The 16,508-nt window shown below is 64.4% G+C and carries 19 protein-coding genes and 1 tRNA gene; 9 read left to right on the forward strand and 11 right to left on the reverse strand.

Going from position 1 to position 16,508, the window contains the following annotated elements; all coding sequences use genetic code 11:
- Window positions 1-168: 168 nt before the first annotated feature.
- Window positions 169-567 carry a gamma-glutamylcyclotransferase family protein gene (locus HZZ16_RS29410; protein ID WP_197953374.1) on the reverse strand — a complete coding sequence of 133 codons (399 nt, stop codon included), beginning with the start codon at window positions 565-567 and terminating at the stop codon, window positions 169-171.
- Window positions 568-643: 76 nt separating this feature from the next.
- Between HZZ16_RS29410 and HZZ16_RS29415 the strand changes: the two genes are divergently transcribed.
- Complete coding sequence (locus HZZ16_RS29415; RefSeq protein ID WP_197953375.1) at window positions 644-1,447, forward strand: N-formylglutamate amidohydrolase; 804 nt, start codon at window positions 644-646, stop codon at window positions 1,445-1,447.
- Window positions 1,448-1,451: 4 nt separating this feature from the next.
- Here HZZ16_RS29415 and HZZ16_RS29420 read toward each other — a convergent pair whose 3' ends face one another.
- Window positions 1,452-2,072, reverse strand: coding sequence for a LysE family translocator (locus tag HZZ16_RS29420; RefSeq protein WP_197953377.1), 621 nt, complete (start codon window positions 2,070-2,072; stop codon window positions 1,452-1,454).
- A 124-nt stretch (window positions 2,073-2,196) separates the two neighbouring features.
- Here HZZ16_RS29420 and HZZ16_RS29425 point away from each other — a divergent pair, with 124 nt between their 5' ends.
- Genes HZZ16_RS29425 through HZZ16_RS29435 form a run of 3 tightly spaced genes read left to right on the forward strand, consistent with a single transcriptional unit; the run spans window position 2,197 to window position 3,483 of the window.
- On the forward strand, window positions 2,197-2,511 hold the full coding sequence (locus HZZ16_RS29425; RefSeq protein ID WP_124160593.1) for an ArsR/SmtB family transcription factor: 315 nt from the start codon (window positions 2,197-2,199) through the stop codon (window positions 2,509-2,511).
- Window positions 2,504-2,974: an SRPBCC family protein gene (locus tag HZZ16_RS29430; RefSeq protein ID WP_197953380.1), complete on the forward strand. Its 471-nt coding sequence runs from the start codon at window positions 2,504-2,506 to the stop codon at window positions 2,972-2,974. Before HZZ16_RS29425 ends, HZZ16_RS29430 begins: the two co-directional genes overlap by 8 nt.
- Window positions 2,971-3,483: an SRPBCC family protein gene (locus tag HZZ16_RS29435; RefSeq protein WP_197953382.1), complete on the forward strand. Its 513-nt coding sequence runs from the start codon at window positions 2,971-2,973 to the stop codon at window positions 3,481-3,483. The genes HZZ16_RS29430 and HZZ16_RS29435 overlap by 4 nt, the downstream gene beginning before the upstream one ends.
- Before the next feature lie 187 nt (window positions 3,484-3,670).
- Here HZZ16_RS29435 and HZZ16_RS29440 read toward each other — a convergent pair whose 3' ends face one another.
- Complete coding sequence (locus HZZ16_RS29440; protein ID WP_197953384.1) at window positions 3,671-4,444, reverse strand: DUF2189 domain-containing protein; 774 nt, start codon at window positions 4,442-4,444, stop codon at window positions 3,671-3,673.
- Between the two features lie 238 nt (window positions 4,445-4,682).
- Between HZZ16_RS29440 and HZZ16_RS29445 the strand changes: the two genes are divergently transcribed.
- Entirely contained in the window at window positions 4,683-6,911 is a 2,229-nt protein-coding gene (locus HZZ16_RS29445; protein ID WP_197953386.1) for an ATP-binding protein, read from the forward strand.
- A 1-nt stretch (window position 6,912) separates the two neighbouring features.
- Here the strand turns inward: HZZ16_RS29445 and HZZ16_RS29450 are convergent, their stop codons facing one another.
- The 7 genes from HZZ16_RS29450 to HZZ16_RS29480 form a co-directional block, all read right to left on the reverse strand.
- Window positions 6,913-7,356: a hypothetical protein gene (locus HZZ16_RS29450; protein WP_197953388.1), complete on the reverse strand. Its 444-nt coding sequence runs from the start codon at window positions 7,354-7,356 to the stop codon at window positions 6,913-6,915.
- 2 nt (window positions 7,357-7,358) lie between these two features.
- Complete coding sequence (locus HZZ16_RS29455; RefSeq protein WP_036009556.1) at window positions 7,359-7,712, reverse strand: nuclear transport factor 2 family protein; 354 nt, start codon at window positions 7,710-7,712, stop codon at window positions 7,359-7,361.
- 98 nt (window positions 7,713-7,810) lie between these two features.
- Entirely contained in the window at window positions 7,811-8,278 is a 468-nt protein-coding gene (locus HZZ16_RS29460; protein WP_197953390.1) for a MarR family winged helix-turn-helix transcriptional regulator, read from the reverse strand.
- Window positions 8,279-8,287: 9 nt separating this feature from the next.
- On the reverse strand, window positions 8,288-9,898 hold the full coding sequence (locus HZZ16_RS29465) for an acyl-CoA synthetase (RefSeq protein ID WP_197953391.1): 1,611 nt from the start codon (window positions 9,896-9,898) through the stop codon (window positions 8,288-8,290).
- Between the two features lie 215 nt (window positions 9,899-10,113).
- Window positions 10,114-11,250, reverse strand: coding sequence for an epoxide hydrolase family protein (locus HZZ16_RS29470; RefSeq protein ID WP_197953392.1), 1,137 nt, complete (start codon window positions 11,248-11,250; stop codon window positions 10,114-10,116).
- A gap of 253 nt (window positions 11,251-11,503) precedes the next feature.
- Window positions 11,504-11,959, reverse strand: coding sequence for a GatB/YqeY domain-containing protein (locus HZZ16_RS29475; RefSeq protein WP_197953393.1), 456 nt, complete (start codon window positions 11,957-11,959; stop codon window positions 11,504-11,506).
- Window positions 11,960-12,017: 58 nt separating this feature from the next.
- Window positions 12,018-12,719, reverse strand: a complete 702-nt coding sequence (locus tag HZZ16_RS29480; RefSeq protein WP_197953394.1) for an alpha/beta fold hydrolase — start codon at window positions 12,717-12,719, stop codon at window positions 12,018-12,020.
- Window positions 12,720-12,865: 146 nt separating this feature from the next.
- On the opposite strand from HZZ16_RS29480, the gene carA reads away from it, so the two are divergent.
- On the forward strand, window positions 12,866-14,056 hold the full coding sequence (gene carA, locus HZZ16_RS29485) for a glutamine-hydrolyzing carbamoyl-phosphate synthase small subunit (protein WP_197953395.1): 1,191 nt from the start codon (window positions 12,866-12,868) through the stop codon (window positions 14,054-14,056).
- Window positions 14,057-14,282: 226 nt separating this feature from the next.
- A complete protein-coding gene (locus tag HZZ16_RS29490; RefSeq protein WP_197953396.1) occupies window positions 14,283-14,810 on the forward strand; it encodes a cupin domain-containing protein in 528 nt (175 codons plus the stop codon).
- Between the two features lie 127 nt (window positions 14,811-14,937).
- Here the strand turns inward: HZZ16_RS29490 and HZZ16_RS29495 are convergent, their stop codons facing one another.
- The gene (locus HZZ16_RS29495) at window positions 14,938-15,462 is read right to left on the reverse strand and encodes a Dps family protein (protein WP_197953398.1); all 525 of its coding nucleotides are present in this window, start codon (window positions 15,460-15,462) and stop codon (window positions 14,938-14,940) included.
- 113 nt (window positions 15,463-15,575) lie between these two features.
- Between HZZ16_RS29495 and HZZ16_RS29500 the strand changes: the two genes are divergently transcribed.
- Both HZZ16_RS29500 and HZZ16_RS29505 read left to right on the forward strand, forming a co-directional pair.
- A complete protein-coding gene (locus HZZ16_RS29500; RefSeq protein WP_197953400.1) occupies window positions 15,576-16,277 on the forward strand; it encodes a class I SAM-dependent methyltransferase in 702 nt (233 codons plus the stop codon).
- Window positions 16,278-16,331: 54 nt separating this feature from the next.
- A tRNA-OTHER gene (locus HZZ16_RS29505) sits at window positions 16,332-16,407 on the forward strand.
- Window positions 16,408-16,508 lie beyond the last annotated feature (101 nt).

A 16,508-nucleotide genomic window follows, 5' to 3' on the forward strand; every position in this document is an offset into this window, starting at 1 on the left:
ATGGCGGTGCGCCCCCTCGCCCCGTTCTTACGGGGAGAGGGTTGGGGTGAGGGGCTTCTCTCCGCACGTGAGGTCGTCGAGAGACCTGTACCCCCTCACCCGGATTGCATCTTCGATGCAATCCGACCTCTCCCCGCAAGCGGGGAGAGGTGAAGCAAGCATTCGCTGTCAGTGCTCCAGGAAGCGCCCGGATTCGATGGTCGGCAGATCGGTGGCAGGCCAGTTATAGACATAGGTCCATGCCTTCTCGGTGGTGCCGTCGGGCAACGTCACGTCGATCATCTGCCGCAGATATTCGGTCGGCTCCGGAAAGCCCTCGCCGCAGGCCTCGTACATGTCGAGCTCGCGCAAGAGCTCGTCCGGCACACGCAGCTGAAACAGTTCGCCATGGACGACGTCGGACGGCGCCTCGGAGAGCAGTAATCCCGGATAGTGCTTCACCAGAACGAGCCGGCCGCGGCAGGTGGCTTCGCCGAGAAATTCCGCATGGCCGGCGAGCAGCCGCGCCATCGGGTGGTCGAAGCCGCGCATCAGGGTGCCGTAAACGAAGAGTCGATCGGAGCTCATGCTGTTCCAACGTTGCGGCGTCGGTGCGATACCGCTACTCCGTTTACACAGTTTGTCATTCCATAGGCAAATCAGGATGGATTTGGATATAGCCGACGCAACCGATCAACTGCTCGGAAAGGGCGATATTCCACCCGTGCATGAGGTGAATACGGCAGGCGCATCGGCATTCCTGCTCACCGCGGACCATTACGGACGGGCTCTGCCGCGCGCGCTCGGCGATCTCGGCGTCGCGGACAGCGATCTCGTCAGGCACATCGCCTGGGACATCGGCATCGCCGGCGTCGCCGAGCGGCTCGCCGAGATGCTCGATGCGCATCTGATCGCGCAGCGCTATTCGCGGCTGGTGATCGATTGCAACCGCCCGCCCGGCGTCGCAAGCTCGATCCCCGTGATCTCCGAGGCGACCGCCATCCCCGGCAATGAGGATCTCTCGGCCGCGGCCAAGGAGATGCGCCGACGCGAGATCTTCGATCCCTATCACCGCCGGATTGGCGCGGCGATCGAGGCGCGCGTCCGGGCCGGCAGGCCGACGGTGCTGGTGGCGTTGCACAGCTTCACGCCGGTCTATTACGGCGATCCGCGGCCCTGGCACATCGGCACGCTCTATCACCGCGACACCGTGCTGCCGCGGCTGATGCTGCAGCATTTGCAGGCCGAGAGCGCGCTCGTCGTCGGCGACAACCAACCTTATGCGGTCAGCGACATCACCGACTACACCATCCCCGTCCACGGCGAGGCGCGCGGGCTGGTCAACACCGGCATCGAGATCCGCCAGGACCTGATCGCCGACGAGAGCGGCCAGCAGCAATGGGCCGAGCGGCTGGCGCGGATCCTGCGCGAGATCGAGGTCACGCTGCGCCAGCAGGGAATGGCGTAAGCGGTCACTTCGCTCGCGTCAGCGCCAGCCAGATGCCACCGCCGATCATGAAGCCGCCCGAGATGCGCGACATCATCCGCGTGCGCCGCGCCGAGAAGAATTTTCGGGCGCGCCCGGCGGCGATCGCGTAAAGCGCATCGGTCATCACGGCCGTCACCATGAAGGTGGCGCCCAGCAGCGCGACCTGCGGGAAATGCGGCTGGTTCATGTCCATGAACTGCGGGATGAAAGCGCCGAAGAACACCAGCACCTTCGGATTCGACAGCAGCACCAGGAATCCCTGCAGGAAAAAGCCGCCGCGCGGCGGCGGTGGCGGCGCATCGATATCGACGCCTTCGACCGGCGTCCAGATCAGCCTGATGCCGAGCCAGACGAGATAGGCGGCGCCGGCAAAGCGCACCCAGTCGAACCAATAGCCCATGGTCGCCATCAGCGAGGTCAGGCCGATCGCGACGATACCGATGACGATGGCAAGCCCGGCCTGCGCGCCGGCCACGTTGACGAGCGCCGCACGCGTGCCGTGGCGCAAGCCATTGGCGATGACGAGGGTGACGATCGGCCCCGGCAGCAGCGCCAGCGCAATGCAGGCAGCGACGAAGGCGAGATAGGCTTGCATGGACATCATGGAAGGGACTCGCTGACAGCGGTTTTGCCGCATTAATGCATGGCGAGGGCTGGAACGGAAGACGTTCCCTCGCTTTACTTTCGCGACTTGACATGCAACCATTTGGTTGCCTATCATGACGGCCATGGATGAAGTCTTCAAAGCGCTCGCCGATGCATCACGACGGTCGCTGCTCGACAGGCTTCACGCCAGGAACGGCCAGACGTTGAACGAACTTTGCGAGGGCCTCGCCATGACGCGGCAGGCCGTCACAAAACACCTCGTCATTCTCGAAGAGGCCAACCTGGTGACGACCATCAGGCAGGGCCGCGAGAAGCTGCACTATCTCAACCCGGTGCCGATCCATCAGATCGGCGAACGCTGGATCAAGAAGTTCGAGCGCAGCAAGTTAGCTGCGCTCAGCGAGTTGAAACGTCAGTTGGAGAAACGCGATGAGTAAGCCGGAGTTCGTCTACGTGACCTACATCGAGACCACGCCCGAGAAGCTGTGGCAGGCGCTGACGTCGAGCGAGTTCACCAGGCAATATTGGTTCGGCGCCGAGGTCAGGTCCGACTGGAAGGTCGGCTCGCCCTTCGCGCTCACGCTCGACGGCGAGGTCACCGATTCCGGCGAGATCCTGGAATCCGATCCGCCGAAGCGTCTGTCCTACAGCTTCAAGCACCATAAGTTCGAAGAGCTGCGCGGCGAGCCGACCTCGCGCGTCGTCTTCACGCTCGAACCCTTCGGCTCGCTCGTGCGTTTGACCGTACTGCACGATGGTTTCGTCGAGGGCGGCAAATATCTCGGCGCCGTCTCCAACGGCTGGCCGGCGATCCTGTCCGGGCTGAAGACCCTGTTGGAGAGAGGACAGGTCCTTTCCATCCCGCGCACGGCGCTCAACAAGGGATTCGACGCGAAATGAACCTCGATCAATTCAAGCCGCTGACCGTCTACACTATCTACATCGCCTCGTCACCGGAGAAGGTGTGGGAGGCACTCACGTCCGCTGAGTTCAGCAAGCAGTACTTCTTCGGCAACACCGTCGAGGTCGAGCCACGCCTCGGCGGCGCATTCATCGTGCGCACGCCCGATGGCGCGCTGCACATCAGCGGCGAGGTTCTCGCCTACGATCCGCCGCGAAAGCTGTCGGTCACGTTCAACGTCAACTGGCCCGAGCTGATCGAGAAGTTAGGGCCGACACTCGTGACCTACGAGATCGAACACGTCGGCGATGCGGTCCGCCTCACCATGAGCGAAGGCCACGATCGGCCGCTCAGCGACGATATCCTTGAAGGGGGACGGCAGGGCTGGCCGGCGATCCTTTCCGGTCTCAAGAGCGTGCTTGAGACCGGAAAGCCGCTGGTGGTGAAGATGGGCCCGCCGCAGCGGATGCTCGATGCGCTGAAGGCGATGGGGATCAAGACGCCGTAGACGAGAGACAAGCGGCGGCCACTTACCCTCTCCCCTTGTGGGAGAGGGTGGCTCGCCGCAAAGCGGCGAGACGGGTGAGGGGTATCTCTCCGCGCGTGAATCTCGTGCGATCGAATCCGCTGCAGCAACCCTCATCCGGCGCTTCGCGCCACCTTCTCCCACAGGGGGAGAAGGAAGGCAGCAGAAACTACGGCACCGGCGCCACCAGCCGCCGGTACAGATGCCAGGTCGCATGCCCCAGCACGGGCAGCGTGACCACCAGCCCGAGAAAATAGGGCAGCGCCGAGACGATCAGCAGCATCACGATCACGGCGGCCCATGAGATCATCGGCAGCGGGCTTGTGACGACGGCACGCACGCTCGTCACCATGGCCGTGACGAAATCGACCTCGCGATCGAGCAGCAGCGGGAACGACACCACGGTCAGCGAGAACAGGATCAGCGACAGCACGGCCCCGACCGCATTGCCGATAGCCAGGAACAGCAGGCCCTCGCTGGTCGTCAGCACCACCGTCATGAACTCCTGCAGGCTCGAGAACGAGGCATTGAGGCCGAGCAGCAGCGCGATCAGGAGTCGCACCTGGTACATCCAGACCACGAACACGAACAACGTCACGAAGGCCATCCAGCCGATCTCGCTGCGCGAGCGGATCGTCGACCAGATCGCACCGAACGAGACCGGCTCGCCGCATTCGCGGCGCCGGCTGACTTCGTAGAGGCCGATCGCAACGAACGGTCCGATGAGCGCGAAGCCGGCAGCCAGGGGATAGACCAGATAGACCATGCCGAAGGCGGTGAGGCAGAGCATGATGGCGATGCCGCCGACGGCGTAGAGCGCGCCGAAGCAGAGACCGTAGAGCGGCAGCGCCTGGAAATCGCGCAGGCCTTCGACCAGCGCCTCGGCGATGTCGACCGCCGCCACCGGACGCACCATCGGATCGACCTTGCCCGAGATGGACATCAGCTTCCTCCGCACATCGGCGCGATCTTCGTCGCGCGCATGCCGCGATATTAGCGCTGCTGCGTGGCGGCGCAACTCGATGTCGGCCGGAAGAGGAACAGCGACGCAACACTGCTCGCGCTCCGAAATCGTTAGCCTTTCGTGCGCTTTTCGCGCCGATCGCTATGGACGGGGCAGATGATCGTGCCTCAAATTGTACCTCCGAGCCCCCTCGCCCGAGAGCGGATATCGCCCACCGATGAGCCTGCGTACCCGGTTACTGATCCTCGTCCTCACAGCCATGCTCGTCCCGGCGCTTCTGGTCGGGCTGCGCTTCGTGCAGAACCGGGCCAGCGAGATCGACGCGGCGCTGGCTAATCTCGCCGCATCCGCCGATGACATTGCGAGCGATCTCGGCGAGAAGATCCAGGGAACTGCCCAGCTTCATTACGGGCTCGCCCGTGCCCGCGACCTCGACACGCGCGACAAGGCGGCATGCTCGGCGTTTCTGTCGGATGTCCGCGAGGCATATCCGCAGTTCACGGGTATCCTGACCATCGATCCCGACGGAAGGCTGTTCTGCGACTCGCTGCGGACCAACCGCACGCTCGACCTGAACGACCGCGGCTATTTCAAAGAGGTCAAGGATCTTCACGGCGTTGTCGCCGTGGAGCCGGTGTTCGGCCGCCTCACCGGACTGTCGGTGCTGCAGATCGCCTATCCCGTGCGATCGGAGGCGGGCGCGCTGAAGTTCGTTCTGCTGGCGTCCTTCAACCTGAACAAATTCGCGGAGTTTCACGACAAGCGGCTGCTCGCCGAGAAGGACATCCTGCTGGTCGACGCCAAGGGCACGGTCCTGACGGCCCCCAAGGGCGGCGGCTGGAGCGTACCCATCGGCGGCTCCATTGCGGGCTCCGACCTGTTCCGCTTCGCGGCAGCGCCCGATGGCGAGCCATTCCGGGAGATCGCCGATGGCGGAGGCCGCACGCAGATTTGGGGCGTTGCCCGCTCGCCCTCGATCCGCAAGGCCGGACTCTACATTTTGGTGGGGCGGTCCAAGGACGGGCTGATCGCAGCAGCGAATCGCCGGCTTTACGAGGACATGGCGATCCTGGCGGTGGCCTCGCTGCTGCTCCTCGCCGGCCTCTGGATCCTCACGAGCGTGAGTATCGGACGGCAGGTCGGACGGCTCGCCGCCATGGCGAAGAGCCTCGGGCGCGGCGATCTCAGCGCGCGCATTCCGGAGCCTCACCCGGGCGGCGAGCTCGGCGGATTGATGACCCTGCTCAACAGCACAGCCGAATCGCTCGAGCAGCAGCGCGCCGCCATCGCGGATCTCAGCCACAAGCTCAGCCAGTCGCAGAAGATGGAAGCCATGGGCCAGCTCACGGGCGGCGTAGCGCACGATTTCAACAATCTCCTGACCGTCATTCTCGGCAATTCCGAGCACCTCGCCGACAGGCTTGCGGGCAACGAGGAATTGCACCGGATCGCCGACGACATTGCGACCGCCGCCGAGCGCGGTTCCGATCTGACGCGGAGCCTGCTCGCCTTCGCGCGCAAGCAGCCGCTGCGGCCGCGCGAGATCAACATCGCCGAGCAGGTAACCGGCATGACGCAGCTTCTGCAGCGGACCCTGGGCGAGCATATCGAATCCAGCTTCACTCTCGCGCCGGATCTCTGGCTCGCCAGCGTCGATCCAGGTCAATTGGCGACGGCCGTGCTCAACCTCGTGCTCAACGCGCGCGATGCGATGCCTAACGGCGGCAAGCTGACGGTCGAGGTGCGCAATGCATCGCTCGGCGAATCCGACCTCGACGTCAACGGCGAGCCGCGGCAAGGCGACTACGTCATGCTGGCTGTGAAGGATACCGGGTCCGGCATGAGCAGCGAGGTGTTGGCGCGCGCATTCGAGCCGTTCTTCACCACCAAGGAGGTCGGCAAGGGGACCGGCCTTGGCCTCAGCATGGTCTACGGGTTTGCGCAACAATCCGGCGGATTTGTGCAGATGCAGTCCGAACCGGGTCAAGGCAGCGTGGTCAGGCTGTTCTTTCCTCGCCTCGCGACGTCGCCGAACGCGGAGCCGGCGGCGGCAGAGCGGGTCGCCGCACCGGAGGGACGCGAGACGATTCTCGTCGTCGAGGACGATGACATGGTGCGCGCCTACGTCGAGAACGAGCTGAAGGCGCTCGGCTACCGCGTCATCACGACATCGAACGGACCCGCGGCGCTGGACGTGCTGCGGCGGTCCGGGGACATCCAGCTGCTGTTCACCGACGTCGTGATGCCCGGCGGCATGTTCGGACCGGAGCTGGCGGGGCAGGCCCTTCAACTGCGGTCTGGCCTCAAGGTGCTCTTCACGTCCGGCTACAGCCAGGATCCGGTCAAGACGCCCGACGGGATCGACGCGCGCATTCTGACCAAGCCGTTCCGGCGCAAGGATCTCGCCGCGATGCTGCGCGCGGCCCTCTCGGAGCCGCCGCCTTAGATCAGGGCGCGATCGTGAGCTGCAGCGCCACTGCGAGATTGGCCGCGAACAGCGCCGCATCGATGACGAAGATCCGGAGCATCGGGCCCTTCAACACCGGCCAATAGGCCACCCCGACGCGGCCGCCGCGCATCAGCACCGGGACGTTATAGGCGAACTGGCTGAAATGGCAGGCAGCAAAGAACAGGAAGAGCGCGAGCTGCGCTTCGACCGGCTGGAAGAAGGACGGACGGGCGGCGAGAAGATAGAGCGACAAAAGCCCGATCGGCAGATTCATGCCGCCGAGGAAGGCGACGCTCGCCGCAAGGGTCGGCGCGATCGGATTGCTGCGCTCCTCCCGCGGCAGCAGGATCTTCAATGTGTTGGTTTGCGCGATGCTGAACTGGATGAACGCGCCGACGAACCAGAGCGTGTTGAGGAGCAGGACGATATTCGAAAATCGCATCGCTATTTCCCATAAAAGGCTTCGCTGCGCACCACACGGCCCGCATCGTCGAAGTCCATGAATTCGCTGGCGCGCGTGTCGCCCAATTGCCACCACACCGTCAGTCGCGCGATCGCCTCGTCCCAGCTCCAGTCCAGGATCTTCAGGTCGGCACTTTCGATGTGGCCATAGGCCTTCCGCCAGTAGGCGCGGATGTTCTCGGCGCCGGTAACGGTCGGAGACCCCGTCAGGGTGAGAGCGAGAGGGCTTCGCATTTGCGCATCGTCGGCGAAATGGGCGACGACCGCGTCGATGTCCACTTTGCACCAATTCGCGCACCATGCCGCGACGAAGCTTGCAGCGGCCGCGCGGTCCATTGCCTCTCCGCTCACGACACGGATCCTCCCCTCGGCTTGTGACCGGGAAGGTGGCAAAGCGCGCGCCTCATGTCAACCATATTGACTTGAGATTTCCATCAATTGTTATCGGCGATCGCCTCCATCACGCCCATCCATCCCGCCGCACCGCTCGCCCCGACGCGCTCGAACGCCTCGCGCAGGACCTCACGCTCGTGGTCCGAGGCCCGCTGCTCGATGCGCCGCCCCGCTTCCGTAAGGCGCAGCAATTTCGAGCGGTGCTGCTCCGGCGAGCGCTTCGAGGTCAGGAGCTTGCGCTCCAGGAGCAGATTGAGCGGCCGGTTGAGGGCCTGCTTCGAAACGCCGAGAATCTCGATCAGCGCGCCGATGGCGATGTCGGGCCGGCGCGCCACAACGTAGAGGATGCGATGGTGCGGACGCGACAGGCCCTGCTTGGCCAGATATGCGTCCGCCTGCAGCGTCATGCCGCGCCAGCCGTAGTACATGAGCTCCAGCGCCGTATCGAGTTCGTGCAGCTTTACAAGCGAGGCGCGGTGAAGCCCCGCGGCTTGAGACGTCTTTGCCATGGTCAGAAGCTAGCCTCTCGCCCGCAGTTCGCGGCGCAGCACCTTGCCGGTCGCCGTCATCGGCAGCGTCTCGGCGAATTCGACGAAGCGCGGATATTCGTGCGCGGCGAGCTGCACCTTGACGAACTCCTGGATCTCGCGCGCGAGCGCGTCGTTGCCGGTAAAGCCTGGACGCAGCACGATCCAGGCCTTGATCGATTCGGTGCGGATCGGATCGGGAATGCCGACCACCGCAGCCATTGCCACCGACGGGTGTTTCATCAGCGTGTGCTCGATCTCGGAGGGGCCGACGCGATAGCCGGCGGTGGTGATGACGTCGTCCTCGCGACTGACGTACCAGAAATAGCCGTCCTCGTCCTGCACGCCAAGATCGCCCGTGAGCAGGAAGTCGCCGGCATATTTCTTCGCGGTCGCCTCCGGGTTGCGCCAATATTCGAGCATGGTGACGGGGCACGGCTGGCGCACGCCGATGATGCCGCGCTGACCACGCGGCAATTCCTCGCCCTTGTCGTTGACGATGCGGACATCGAAGCCCGGCGTCGCCTTGCCCATCGCACCGGGACGGATCGGAAACAGATTCGCGTTGCTGCCGATCACGAGGTTGCACTCGGTCTGGCCGAACACCTCATGCGCGTCGATGCCAAACGTCTCGCGCACCCAGCCGAGCAATTCACCGCCGAGCGATTCGCCACCGGTGAAGATGCTGCGCAGCTTCACGCCGGAATGCTTGACGCCGGCCTGCCGCATCAGCTTGAGGGCCGTCGGCGGCAGGAAGACGTTGCGAACGGAAAGATCGGCCATCATCTGCATCGCCTCCTGCGGCTCGAATTTTCGCGCGCGATGGCCGACCAGGGGAATGCCGTGGTACCAGAACGCGAGCAGGCCGTTGATGAGCCCGCCGATCCAGGCCCAGTCGGCCGGCGTCCACATGAGATCGCCGGGTCTGGGCAAGAAGTTGTGGCACATCTCCACATTCGGCAGATGGCCGAGGACGACACGATGCGCATGCAGCGCGCCCTTGGGATTGCCCGTCGTGCCCGAGGTGTAGATGATCAGCGCGGGATCGTCGGCCGAGGTGTCGACGTTTGCAAAATCCTCGGACGCGGTTTCGATCGCTGGCCAGAATGGCTTTGCGCCGGCGTGGACGGCGCCGCTTGTGACATAGATATCCTGCAGATAGGGCAGCCGATCGCGGATATTCGTCAGCTTCTCCCAGCCAGCCTCATCGGTAATGATGGCTCTTGCTTGCGAATTCGACAGGCGGAATTCCAGCGCGTCCTCGCCGAACAGGGCGAACAGCGGGACCGAGATCATGCCGGAGCGAAACGCCGCCATATGCGCGATCGGCAATTCCAGCGACTGCGACAGGAACACCGCGACGCGGTCGCCGCGGACAAGCCCGTCCGCCTTCAGCACATTGGCGAAGCGGCGCGACATCTCCGCGACCTCGTCAAAGGTCGTGCGGCTGGTGGCGCCGGTCTCGTCCACATAGATCAGCGCGAGCCGGCCGGTGCCGTCGGCATGGCGATCGCAGCACGCCTCCGCCATGTTGAAGCGCGCGGGGATGTCCCAGCGGAAATTGCGCACAAGCTCGTCGTAAGTTGCGGCTTCGGTCAGCATGGGCCTGGCGTTTCCCAGTATCGGAGTCATGGCCGGACTTGTTCCGGCCATCCACGTTCTTCTTACTTCACCGCCAGTTTAGAGACGTGGATGCCCGGGACAAGCCCGGGCATGACGATGCAGCGTCATTCCTGGGCGGTCCGCAGGACCGAACCCGGAATCTCGAGATTCCGGGCTCGACGCTGGCGCGCCGCCCCGGAATGACAGCGAGAGAGTTACCGCACCGTCGCGAAGAACTTCCGGACATCGCGCACGAACAGCTCCGGCTGCTCGAAGGCAGCGAAGTGACCGCCCTTCTCCATCTCGCTCCAATGCGTGATGGCATGGAAGTTCGGCTCCATCCAGCGGCGCACCGGCGTGATGATCTCCTTCGGAAACACCGCGACGCCCGTCGGCACCTTCACCACCGGCGTGGTGCGACGCTTGCCAAAGCTCTCCCAATAGAGCCGCGCCGACGAGGTCGCGGTCTGCGTCGCCCAATAGAGCATCACGTTGTCGAGCAGTTCGTCCTTGCTGAAGATGTTCTCGGGGTGGCCATTGCAGTCGGTCCAGGCCCAGAATTTTTCCAGGATCCAGGCCGCTTGCCCGCTTGGCGAATCCGTCAGGCCATAGCCGAGCGTCTGCGGCCGCGTCGATTGCTGCTTTGAATAGCCGGAATCGAGATCGACATAATGCTTGAGGCCGGCGAGCGCGCGCTTCTCCTCTGGCGTCGGCTCGCCCTCGAGCTTCGGCGCCGCGTTGAAGGCCAGCGTGATGTGGATGCCGGCGCAATGCGTGGGGTCCTGCGCGCCGAGCGAGGTCGTCACCGCCGAACCCCAGTCGCCGCCTTGCGCGCCATAACGTGCGTAGCCGAGACGGTCCATCAGCTTGGCCCAGGTTGCGGCGATGCGATCGACGCCCCAGCCAGTGGTCCTTGGCTTGCCCGAGAAGCCGAACCCAGGCAGCGAGGGGCAGATCACGTGAAAGACATCGGCGGGATTGCCGCCATGTGCGGCGGGATCGGTGAGCGGCGCGATCACCTTCTGGAACTCGACGATGGAGCCGGGCCAGCCGTGGGTGATGATCAACGGAAGCGCCGACGGCTCCTTCGAGCGGGTATGGATGAAGTGGATGTCAAGCCCATCGATCTCGGTGGTGAACTGCGCGAAGCGGTTGAGCTTTGCCTCGCGCGAGCGCCAGTCATACTCGTTGGCCCAGTAGGTGCAAATCTCCTGGATCCATTTCAGCGGCGCGCCCTGGCTCCAGTCTTCAACCAGCTCGGCGTCCGGCCAGCGCGTGCGGGCAAGGCGTGACTTGAGATCCGTGAGGACGTCGTCGCTGATGGCGATGCGAAATGGATTGATGGCGGTCATCGTGCCTCCCCGCTTCTTCTTGTTGGGAGAGTAGACCGAACTGATGCCGCATCAAGGCTGCCCATCCTCCCCTGGAGGGGGAGGATCGGTTCGCATAAAGCGAAGCGGCATGCGAACCGAGGTGGGGTGACAGTCTTTCCGCGGATGCGCTGCCCGAGTGGAGAGATCACCCCACCCCGCTCGCGCTGCGCGCGATCGACCACGGGCGAGCTACGCTCGTCCCGGACCCCTCCAGGGGAGGGTTAAGACAGAGCTAGCCCGACAGCGCAGCCTTCACGAGACCAGACGCCTTGCCGAAATCCATCTGCCCCGCGTATTTCGCGCGCAGCACGGCGATCACCTTGCCCATGTCCTTCATGCCGCTCGCGCCCGTCTCGGCGATCGCATCCGCGATCGCCTTCCTCGCGTCGTCCTCGGACATTTGCTTCGGCAGATACGCCGAGATCACCGCGATCTCCTCGCGCTCCTGCGCGGCAAGCTCGGCGCGGCCGCCCTTGTCGTAGAGCTCGACCGCCTCCTGGCGCTGCTTGATCATCTTCTGCAGCACGGCGAGGATGTCGGCGTCCGACAGCGGGGGCTTGCCGCTGCCGCGCGCGTCGATGTCGGCGTTCTTGATGGTCGAGTTGACCATGCGCAGCGTGGACAGCTTGCGCTCGTCCTTGGCCTTCATGGCCTCCTTGACCGCATTGTTGATGTCGTCGCGCAGCATGATCGTGATCCCTTCGATATAGACGCCTGATCTAGGCCCTTTGCGGCCGTCGCACAACCTAGCTCTCCAGCCATTCGGTGAGCGCCCGCACAGTCGCCTGCGGCTGTTCGGCTTGCGGCAGGTGCCCACAGCGTTCGAGGATTACGAGCCTGGCGCCGGCGATCCCCTCGGCCATTTCCTTCGAGAAGGCGCTAGGGATGGTGTTGTCGGCATCACCCGTCAGCACCAGCGTCGGGCATGTGATCGTCGCCAGGGTCGGCCGCGAATCCACCCGTGCGATGATCGCGGTCTGCTGCCGCAGGTAGCCTTCGACGCCGACGTCCTCGTCCTGCGCATGCACGAGCTCGAGAATCTCGGCGTCATCGCGCCGCGACGGATGCACGAGCTCCGGAAAGCTCTCCTCGCGCAGGGCACGCAGCTCGCCGCGTCTGGCGCGCTCCATCAGGCCAAGACGGCGTGCGGTTGCCTCCGGCGTGTCGGGTCGCGCCTGCGTGTTGATCAGCGCGAGCTGGGTCACGCGCTCGCTGGCCTGGCGCATCATCTCGAAGGCGATGTAGCCGCCCATGGAATGACCAGCGAGCGCGAAGCGCGGCGGCGCCTCGGCGAGGATGCGGCCGGCGATCGCAGCCATGCTGTCGTCGCGGATGTGGTTGGCAACCGTCACCGGCCCGAAACGCCAGAGCGCGGGGATCATGGGCGCATAGATCCGGGCCGAGGACGCCAGCCCCGGAACCAGCACAATGGGGATGGTCTGGTCCATTATTGCCTCGCAAGCCCAGGAAATTGCCGGAAATTGTGCGGCCAAGCTTAAGGGCGGGAGGAGGCCTGTCAAATATGCAAAAACGCATGTGAATCGTCCCTCTCTCGCTTTGACGTGCACACGCGGGGGGCTTATGAAGCGGGCTCATGACACAACATGACAACGATCCCGCCTGGCCGGACCACAAACCGACCGCGCTCCTCGTGCTTGCCGACGGCACGGTGCTGGAGGGCTTTGGTCTCGGCGCCGAGGGCCACGCCGTCGGCGAGGTCTGCTTCAACACCGCGATGACGGGCTATGAGGAGATCCTGACCGATCCCTCCTATGCCGGCCAGCTCATCACCTTCACCTTCCCGCATATCGGCAATGTCGGCACCAACGAGGACGACATCGAGACGGTGAACATGGCCGCGACGCCCGGCGCGCGCGGCGTGATCCTGCGCACCGCGATCACCAATCCCTCGAACTACCGCGCCACCAAGCATCTCGACGCCTGGCTCAAGGCGCGCGGCATCATCGGTCTCTCCGGCATCGACACCCGCGCGCTGACCGCGCTGATCCGCAGCAAGGGCATGCCCAACGCCGTGATCGCGCATTCCAGGACCGGCGAGTTCGACCTGCATGGCCTCAAGGAAGAAGCGCGCGAGTGGCCGGGGCTCGAAGGCATGGACCTCGTGCCCATGGTCACCAGCGGCCAGCGCTTCACCTGGGACGAGACGCCGTGGGCCTGGGACAAGGGCTTCGGCCGCCAGGACAAGCCCGAGTTCAACGTCGTCGCCATCGACTACGGCATCAAACGCAACATCCTGCGCCTGCTCGCCGGCGTCGGCTGCAAGGTGACGGTTGTGCCGGCGACGACCTCAGCCGAAGACATCCTGGCGTTGAAGCCGGACGGCGTGTTCCTGTCCAACGGTCCGGGCGATCCGGCTGCGACCGGCAAATATGCGGTGCCCGTGATCCGCGACGTGATCAAGTCGGGCACGCCGACCTTTGGCATCTGCCTCGGCCACCAGATGCTGGGCCTTGCCGTCGGCGCCAAGACGAAGAAAATGCATCAGGGCCATCACGGGGCCAATCACCCGGTGAAGGACGAGACCACCGGCAAGGTCGAGATCACCTCGATGAACCACGGCTTCGCCGTGGACGAGACGACACTGCCGAAGGGCGCGACGCAGACCCACGTTTCCTTGTTTGATGGGTCCAACTGCGGCATCCAGCTCGACGGCAAGCCGGTGTTCTCGGTGCAATACCATCCCGAGGCCTCACCCGGCCCGCGCGACTCGCATTATCTGTTCCAGCGCTTTGCCGACCTGATGCGGCAGAGGAAGAGCGCGTAAGACGCGTTCTCCCCGAATACTTCACGACAAAAGCCCGGGCTCGCCCGGGCTTTTTCGTCATTCCGGGGCGTGCGTAGCACGAGCCCGGAATCCATCTGGCAACAGACTCTGCAGCGCGATGGATTCCGGGCTCGACGCTACGCGTCGCCCCGGAATGACGGTGGAACGAGGAACGCCGTCTCACGCCTCTCGTTGATTCCTGCTACCCTGATGCAGGTGTCCCGCCATGTCCGTCGTCCGCGACAAGGCCGAGCCGCTCGCCATTGTTTTCGAGGATGACGGGCTCGTGCCGAACAACATCCTTCCGTTCCTGGTCTACCAGGGCGTGGTGCAGCTCGATCCGAGGCGCCCGGAAGAGACCATCGAGAATCTGTTCGAAGCGAACGGCTGGGGCGGGACGTGGCGCAACGGCGTCTACGATTATCTGCATTATCACGCGACGGTGCACGAGGTGCTCGGCGTCGCGCGCGGCAGCGCCCGCGTCCGTTTTGGCGGCGATCATGGCCAGGAGCTGGACATCAAGGCCGGCGACGTTGCTATCCTGCCCGCCGGCACCGGACATCAATGCATCAAGGCGAGCGACGATTTCTGCGTGATCGGCGCCTATCCGCCAGGCGCCAAGATGGAGATCACGCGCGCAACGCCGGAGAACCATGCGAAAGCGCTGAAGACGATTCCGCACGTCGCGCTACCGCCGGCTGATCCCGTAACGGGGAAGGACGGCGCAATGATGAGGCTGTGGCGGCAGCCATAAAGGCGGTGCCCTAGGGTGGGTTAGCCGAAGGCGTAACCCACCTCTTCTGTTTCCGCGGACAGTGGTGGGTTACGCCTTGCAGATGCGCTTCGCGCTTCTGCAAGGCTAACCCACCCTACGCATCCCGTTAAGCCTCGTTGGCGCCTTCCTGCCGGGTCGCTTCGAACAGGAACCAAGTCCGGCGCTCGGTCTCGTCGATGAAGTTCTCCAGAATGCTGGCGCTGGCGACGTCGCCGGCCTCGTCGCAGACATCGTGCGCCTTGCGCATCGCGGCTGCGACATGCTTGTTGTCCTGCATCAGTTCGCGCAGCATCTCGCGCGGCGGGACATAGTCCTCGTTGTTGTCCTTGATGGTCTGGAGCTTTGCGACCTGGCCGATCGACTTCAGCGTGGTGCCGCCGATCTTGCGGACGCGCTCGGCGAGCTGGTCGGTGGTGGCGAAGATCTGGTCGGACTGCTCGTCGAGCAGCAGGTGGTAATCCCGGAAATGGCGCCCGCTGATGTGCCAGTGGAAATTCTTGGTCTTGAGATAAAGCGCGAACGCGTCGGCCAGAAGCACGTTGAGCGCCTCGGATACTTTCTTGACCCCGTCGGGCGACAGATCGGTGGGGGTGTCGAGTTCGGGCGAGACCTTGTTGTTGGTTTTGCTCACGGGAGACCTTCCTGTTAGGACGCGGACATTGACGGCGCGCCGTCGCACCCCTAACGCAAGGCGGGCAGCGCCGGTTCCTCTATCGGAACCGTTGGCCGGGACCTTCGCATACCATGGACGATTGGATCGATTATTACGACTCGACGCATACGATCTATGTCAGCAAGCTGCATCGCGACTTGCACTTCCAGATCATTGCGCGGGACATCATCGGCTACATCCCCTCGCCCGACGCGACGGTGCTGGACTATGCCTGCGGCGAGGCGCTGTCGGCGAGCCAGGTGGCAGCCGCCTGCGGCAAGCTGATCCTGGCCGAGCCCGCGCCGGGCGTACGCGGCCGGCTGATCGCGCGGTTTGCCCCAAACACCAAGATCCGCGTCCGCTCGCTCGAGGACGTCCGCAACATGCAGGACCAGTCGATCGATCTCGTCGTGATGAACTCGGTCGCGCAATACATGACGCCGGACGAGCTCGATGCGGCGCTGTTGAACATCCGCCGAATCCTGAAACCCTCCGGCAAGCTGGTGCTTGGCGACGTTCTACAGCCCAATGTCGGCATGGTCAGGGATGTGATGGCGCTGCTCGGCTTCGGCCTGCGCCACGGTTTCCTGAAGGACGCGCTGGTCGGGCTGATCAGCACCGCGCTATCGGATTACCGCCAGTTGCGCTCGCGCATCGGGCTGCAGCGCTACAGCGAGGACGAGATCACGGCCAAGCTGAAGGCGGGGGGCTTCGCCGTGCAGCGCGCCCACAGCAATATCGGCCACAACAGCTGGCGCATGACCTTCATCGCGAGGCCGCCTCTCGTCCGTTAAGCATAACAATTAGCCGTTGTAGCTTGTCGCACTGCAATCGGTAATGATCGCCACGGCCCGGTGGCGGAAGCGTCTACGCGAGGGCGGTGCAACGCTCTACATCCTGGTTCAAATCCAGGCCGGGTCTCCACGCTTCGCTGGCTCCGCCACCTTCGGCTCGGCAAGCCCTTTCGTAGCGAAGGCTGCCTCGGCGAAGCGCGAAGGGCCAAGACGGGCACGCTTCGGCGGGCG

This window comes from Bradyrhizobium glycinis (assembly GCF_016031655.1).
In the GTDB taxonomy this organism is placed as follows: Bacteria; Pseudomonadota; Alphaproteobacteria; order Rhizobiales; family Xanthobacteraceae; genus Bradyrhizobium; species Bradyrhizobium glycinis.